5 protein-coding genes are annotated in these 6,433 nt (G+C 72.9%); all 5 read left to right on the forward strand.

What is annotated here, in order from left to right:
• The coding region (locus tag AB0C69_RS36100; protein WP_360359912.1) for a PD-(D/E)XK nuclease family protein at positions 1 to 599 on the forward strand (599 nt) is incomplete at its 5' end.
• A 96-nt stretch (positions 600 to 695) separates the two neighbouring features.
• On the forward strand, positions 696 to 1,919 hold the full coding sequence (locus AB0C69_RS36105; RefSeq protein WP_360359915.1) for a sensor histidine kinase: 1,224 nt from the start codon (positions 696 to 698) through the stop codon (positions 1,917 to 1,919).
• Positions 1,920 to 2,028: 109 nt separating this feature from the next.
• Positions 2,029 to 2,709, forward strand: a complete 681-nt coding sequence (locus AB0C69_RS36110) for a response regulator transcription factor (protein WP_345182985.1) — start codon at positions 2,029 to 2,031, stop codon at positions 2,707 to 2,709.
• Between the two features lie 240 nt (positions 2,710 to 2,949).
• Positions 2,950 to 3,780, forward strand: a complete 831-nt coding sequence (locus AB0C69_RS36115) for an ABC transporter ATP-binding protein (protein ID WP_345182984.1) — start codon at positions 2,950 to 2,952, stop codon at positions 3,778 to 3,780.
• The gene (locus AB0C69_RS36120) at positions 3,777 to 6,278 is read left to right on the forward strand and encodes an FtsX-like permease family protein (RefSeq protein WP_360359918.1); all 2,502 of its coding nucleotides are present in this window, start codon (positions 3,777 to 3,779) and stop codon (positions 6,276 to 6,278) included. The genes AB0C69_RS36115 and AB0C69_RS36120 overlap by 4 nt, the downstream gene beginning before the upstream one ends.
• The last annotated feature ends 155 nt before the right edge of the window (positions 6,279 to 6,433 follow it).

Consider the following 6,433-nt stretch of genomic DNA (forward strand, 5'->3'; position numbering starts at 1 on the left):
GGCTGGGGCAGGCGCGCCGGATGGTGGAGCGGTACTTCTCCCTCGAGGACCCGCGCCGGCTGGAGCCGGCCGAGCGCGAGCTGTTCGTGGAGACGGTCCTCGACTCGGGGCTGAAGCTGCGCGGGTACATCGACCGCGTCGACGTGGCGCCCAGCGGCGACGTGCGGATCGTGGACTACAAGACCGGGACGGCGCCGCGGGCCGATTTCGAGGCACGGGCCCTGTTCCAGATGAAGTTCTACGCGCTGGTGCTGTGGCGGCTGCGGGGCCGGGTGCCGCGGCTGCTGCAGCTGATGTACCTGGGCAACGGCGAGATCCTGCGCTACGAGCCGGACGAGGCCGACCTGCGCGCCACGCAGCGCAAGGTGGAGGCGCTGTGGCAGGCGATCCGCCGGGCGATGGACACCGGCGAGTGGCGGGCGCGCACGGGGCGGCTGTGCGACTGGTGCGACCACAAGGAGCGCTGCCCGGAGTTCGGCGGCACTCCCCCGCCGCTGCCCGCGGCGCCGGTCGACCGCCCCTCCCCCGCAGACCTGGAGGAGGCACGGCGGGCGGACGCGCGCGCCGGTGCGGGGGCGCGGGAGCACGACGATCTCTAGTGCCGCCCCCGGCGCGGCCGGGTCATCCTTGGGGAGGACCGCGGATCCGCGTGCAGGAGGGCTCGGGACCTGCTGCGGCCTCCTAGGGTGAGTGTCGTGTCACCCCGCATCCGTGGTCTCCACGCCGTCCGCGCCTGGCTGCACGCGCGCCCGATGGCGGCCGACGCGTTGCTCGCGCTGGGCCTCCTGGCGGCGGGGCTGCCTCAGCTCTTCCTCGAGGAGCTGCCCGCCGGCCACGGCTACGATCAGTTCCGGTCGCCGGACATCTGGGACGGCCTGGTGGTCACCGTCGTGACGATGGCGCTGACGTGGCGCCGCCGCCATCCGATGCCGGTGCTGCTGTTCATCATCGGCGGCGAGCTGGTGATGGCGGTGGCCCACTATCCGCCGTCGGTGCCGGACGTGGTGGCGTTCCTCGTGGCCGTCTACAGCGTGGCGGCGCACCGGGGGCTGGCGCAGAGCGCGCTCGGCGGCGCGACGGCGTTCGTCTACTTCCTCGCCTACCTGCTGGTCCTGCCGATCTCGATGGCGCCGGAGGTACTGATCACCGACTGCGCGCTGGTGATCGGCGTGTGGGTGCTGGGCCGCAACCTGCGGCTGCGCCGGGCGTACTTCGCCGAGCTGGAGGACCGGGCGGCCCGGCTGGAGCGGGCGCGCGGAACCGACGCGCGGGCCGCGCGCGTCGAGGAGCGGTCCCGGATCGCGCGGGAGCTGCACGACGTCGTGGCGCACCACGTGAGCGTGATGACCGTGCAGGCCGGCGCCGCGCGGCGGATCATCGACCGGGACCCCGGCAGCGCGCGCGAGGCGATGTCGACGATCGAGGAGGTCGGGCGGACCGCGCTGAGCGAGATGCGGCGGATCGTCGGCGTCCTGCGCACGGACCGCGACTCCGAGCGGGCGGGCCGGGAGCTGGCGCCGCAGCCGGGCCTCGGCGACCTCGGCGAGCTGCTGGAGCACGTGCGGGAGACGGGCCTGTCCGTGCAGCTGTGGATGGAGGGCGAGGCGCGTCCGCCGTCCCCGGGCGTGGACGTGGCCGCCTTCCGGCTGATCCAGGAGGCGCTGACGAACACGCTCAAGCACGCGGGGCCGCAGGCGCGGGCCTGGGTGCGGCTGTACTACGGCGACAGCGACCTGACGGTGGAGATCGAGGACGACGGGCGCGGGACCGCGACGTTCATGGCCGACCACGGGGACAACCCCGGGCACGGTCTGGTCGGGATGTACGAGCGGGTCGCGCTGTACGGTGGCGAGTTGAAGATCGGGCCGAGGGTCGGCGGCGGATTCGGCGTGCGGGCCCGGTTCCCGCTGGAGCCGTGAGCCGTGCGAGGCCGTAGGTTGGGGCAGGAGCGCCGCGGACGCGGCGGTCCGGTGAGGCGAGGAGCGCGACGATGAACGGTCCGGGACGGCGGCCTGCGGTGGCGGCCCGATGACCACGGTGCGGGTCCTGCTGGTCGACGACCAGCCGCTGCTGCGGACGGGGTTCCGGCTCATCCTGGAGGCGGAGGCCGACATCGCCGTCGTCGGGGAGGCCGGGGACGGCGCGGTGGCGGTGGAGCTGACCCGCTCGCTGCTGCCGGACGTGGTGCTGATGGACATCCGGATGCCGGGGGTGGACGGCATCGAGGCGACCCGCCGGATCATCCGGGAGGGCGCGGCGTCACACGACCCCCGGGTGCTGATCCTGACGACGTTCGACCTGGACGAGTACGTCATCGAGGCGGTCCGGGCGGGCGCCAGCGGATTCCTGCTCAAGGACTCCCCGCCCGAGGACCTGGTGCAGGCGATCCGCATCGTGGCGGCGGGCGACGCGATCGTGGCGCCGTCGGTGACGCGGCGCCTGCTGGACAAGTTCGCCAGCCGGCTGCCGGCCGTCCGGGACGCGGCACCGCCGCCCGGGCTGGACACCCTGACCGAGCGCGAGCGCGAGGTGCTGTCGCACGTGGCCCGCGGCCAGTCCAACGCCGAGATCGCGGCGGAGCTCGTGGTGAGCGAGACGACGGTGAAGACGCACGTCGGGAACGTCCTGGCCAAGCTGGGCCTGCGCGACCGCGTCCAGGCCGTGGTGTACGCGTACGAGACGGGGCTGAGCAGGCCCGGCCAGAGCTGACGCGCGGGCCGAAGGGCCGGTTTCGGGGTCGGCCCCTGAGGCGCCCCTGACTTTCGTCGGCGGAGGCCTACTCCGGTAGGACGACGGTGGAGGGGCTTCTCCTGCCGTGGGTGGACGGGCAAGTCCGTTCCTGGGGTCCAGGAAACCGGTTTGTTCGGCTTCTAGGGTTTTGGGAGTCGGATCGCCGGGGGCACGGCGCGGTCCGGACGCATTCCTGCTCACTCACCCACGGGAGTACACGTGACGAACACCGCCCCATCGACCGCCGGCGCGGAGCACGCGCCCGGGGCGGGCGACTTCGCCGCTCGAACCCAGCAGATCGCGAAGGTGTACGGGCGCGGCGACGCCCAGGTCGTCGCGCTCGACGGGGTCACCGTCGGCATCCCCCGCGGCCGGTTCACCGCGATCATGGGCCCCTCCGGATCCGGCAAGTCCACCCTGATGCACTGCATGGCGGGGCTGGACTCGGTGGACTCCGGGCAGGTCTACATCGGCGACACCGAGCTGACCCGGCTCAAGGACAAGCAGCTCACCCGGCTGCGCCGCGACAAGATCGGCTTCATCTTCCAGGCGTTCAACCTGGTGCCGACCCTGACCGCGCTGGAGAACATCACGCTGCCGATGGACATCGCGGGCCGCAAGCCCGACCAGGAGTGGCTGGACGCGGTGGTCGACACGGTGGGGCTGCGGCCGCGGCTCAAGCACCGTCCCACCGAGTTGTCGGGCGGCCAGCAGCAGCGGGTGGCGTGCGCCCGCGCCCTGGCGTCCCGCCCGGAGATCATCTTCGCGGACGAGCCGACGGGGAACCTGGACTCGCGCGCGGGCGCCGAGGTCCTCGGCTTCCTGCGCGACTCCGTGCGGCGGATGGGGCAGACCATCGTGATGGTCACCCACGACCCGTCCGCGGCCGCCTACGCCGACCAGGTGCTGTTCCTGTCCGACGGGCAGATCGTCGACACGATGACCGAGCCGACCGCCGAGCGGGTGCTGGAGCGCATGAAGGGCTTCGACGCCGGCGGCCACAACACCCGTCCCGCGGGCGCGGCCGGTTCCGGGGTGTCGGCGCGATGATGGGCAAGGTCACGCTCCGCAACCTCGCGGCGCACAAGATCAGGCTGGTGCTGACGGCCGTCGCGGTGATCCTCGGCGTCGCGTTCGTGGCCGGCACGCTGATCTTCACCGACAGCATGAACAAGCAGTTCGACGACCTGTTCAGCCGGATCGGCACGAACGTGGCCGTCGACGTGCGCGCCAAGAAGGTCGTCGAGGGCGACGACGACGGTGCGGCGGCGCAGCCGGTCCCGGCGACCGTGCTGAAGACCCTGCAGGGCATCGACGGCGTCAAGAACCCCAAGGGCAACGTCAACGGGTACGCGGCCGTCGTCGGCAAGGACGGCAAGATCGTCGGGACCGCGCAGGAGGGTCCGCCCCAGATCGGGACGAACTGGTCGACGGGCGGGACCGACGACCTGGCGTCGGGCCACGCCCCGCAGGGGCCCGACGAGGTCGTCATCGACGCCAGGACCGCGGAGAAGGGCAAGCTCGCGGTCGGCGACACCGTTCGGGTCCTCACCGCCGGGCCGCCCGCCCGCATGCGGATCGTCGGGCTGGTCGACGCCGGGAACCTGATGGGCGCGACGCTCACCGGGTTCGACACCCCGACCGCGCAGCGGCTGATGCTGAAGCCCGGCTACTTCAGCGACATCGAGATGGGCTCCACCGGCCCGTCCCAGAACGAGCTGCGCGACCGGGTCGCCAAGGCGCTGCCGCAGAACCTGGAGGCCGTCACCGGCGAGAAGCTCCGCGAGGAGTCCAAGAGCGACATCGCCGCGATGATGGACTTCTTCCGCACGTTCCTGCTCGTGTTCGCGCTGATCTCGATCTTCGTCGGGTCGTTCATCATCTTCAACACGTTCTCGATGCTGGTCGCGCAGCGGACCCGCGAGCTGGCGCTGCTGCGCGCCATCGGCGCGGCCCGCGGCCAGGTGACGCGGGCGGTGATCGGCGAGGCCGTCGCGGTCGGCGTGGTCGGCTCCACCCTCGGCCTCGCGGCCGGCGCGGGCCTGGCCTCCCTGCTGCAGACGCAGATGGGCGACGCCGGGCAGGGCGGGCTGACCTTCACCGCGACCCCGGTGATCGCGTCGTACGCGGTGGGCATCGTGGTGACGGTCGTGTCGGCCTACTTCCCGGCCCGCCGCGCCGCGAAGATCCCGCCGGTGGCGGCGATGCGCGACGACGTCGCGCTGCCCCAGCGGTCCCTGCGGATCCGGATCGCGCTCGGCTCCCTGCTCACCCTCGTGGGCGCGGGGCTCATCGCCGTCGGCCTCGCCGGCGGCGGCGGCAACCCGGTGGTCCCGGTGGGCGTGGGCGCGTTCGCGGTCTTCATCGGCGTCGCCATGCTCGCCCCGGTGATCAGCGTGCCGGTGATGAAGGTGCTCGGCGCGCCGTTCGCGCGGCTGATGGGCCCGCCCGGGCGCCTCGCGCGGCAGAACGCGCTGCGCAACCCGCGCCGCACCGCCGCGACGGCCGCGGCGCTGATGATCGGCCTCGCGCTGATCACCACGGTGAACGTGCTGGGCGCGACGATGCGGGCCTCGGTCGACGAGCAGGTCGACGCGCAGTTCGGCGCCGACTACCTCGTCGAGGTGCAGGGCGCGGGCGGCATCACCGCCGAGGCCGCCCAGCGGATCCGGACGACGCCCGGGGTGGCCTCCGCGTCCCCCACCTACGAGGGCAACGCCAAGATCGAGAACAAGAAGGCGTGGTACATGTCCGGCGACGCGGCGGTGATCGCCAAGGCCGCCAGGCTGAAGGTCACCTCCGGCGGCACCGGCATCGGCGACGCCGGGATCATGGTGGACGAGGACACCGCGAAGGCCCGCGGGTGGAAGGTCGGGGCGGCGGTCCCGGTGCAGTTCGCCGACGGGCGCACCGAACGGCTCAGGCTGGCGGGCGTGTACGCCAAGAGCGATCTGATCGGCCCCCGCCTCATCTCCCCGCAGGCGCACCTGCGGCACACCCTGAAGCCGACCGTGACCACGGTCGTGGTGGACGCCTCGGCGCCGTCGGCGGCGACGAAGGGCGCGCTGGAGTCGTCGCTGAAGGACTACCCGAACCTGAAGGTGTCCGACCAGGCGTCGCTGAAGGCCGACGCCCGCAAGCAGGTCGACGGGTTCGTGACGTTCCTGACGATTCTGCTGGTGATGTCCGTCATCATCGCGGCGGTCGGGGTGGTCAACACCCTGGCCCTGTCGGTCATCGAGCGGACCCGGGAGATCGGGCTGCTGCGTGCGATCGGGATCTCCCGGCGGCAGCTGCGCCGCATGGTCCGGCTGGAGTCGATCATGATCGCGGTCTTCGGCGCGGTGCTCGGCATGGGCATCGGGGTGGCGTTCGGCGCGGCGCTGCAGAACGCTCTCGCGGACAAGGGCCTCGGAGTCCTCGCCGTGCCGTACGGGACCCTGGGGATCTACCTGGTGGTCGCCGCGGTCATCGGCGTGCTGGCGGCCCTCTGGCCCGCGTGGCGCGCGGGCCGCATGGACGTCCTGAAGGCCATCTCCACCGAGTAACCGACGGCCGGCAACGCGGAAAGGCCCGGTCCCCCTGGCGGGGGCCGGGCCTTTCCGCGTGCACGGCGCGCGCCCCATGCACGGGGCACGCCTGGCGGCGCTACTCCACGGAGTCAGTGCCGTCGGCAGGGACCGGGTCGGCGGCCGGCGCGGCT

Source organism: Actinomadura sp. NPDC048032 (assembly GCF_040653175.1).
In the GTDB taxonomy this organism is placed as follows: domain Bacteria; phylum Actinomycetota; class Actinomycetes; order Streptosporangiales; family Streptosporangiaceae; genus Spirillospora; species Spirillospora verrucosospora.

Excerpts from the sequence above, each read along its gene's own strand:
- AB0C69_RS36120 (WP_360359918.1), top strand. The coding sequence starts at position 3,777 with ATGATGGGCAAGGTCACGCTCCGCAACCTCGCGGCGCACAAGATCAGG.
- AB0C69_RS36110 (WP_345182985.1), top strand. The coding sequence starts at position 2,029 with ATGACCACGGTGCGGGTCCTGCTGGTCGACGACCAGCCGCTGCTGCGG.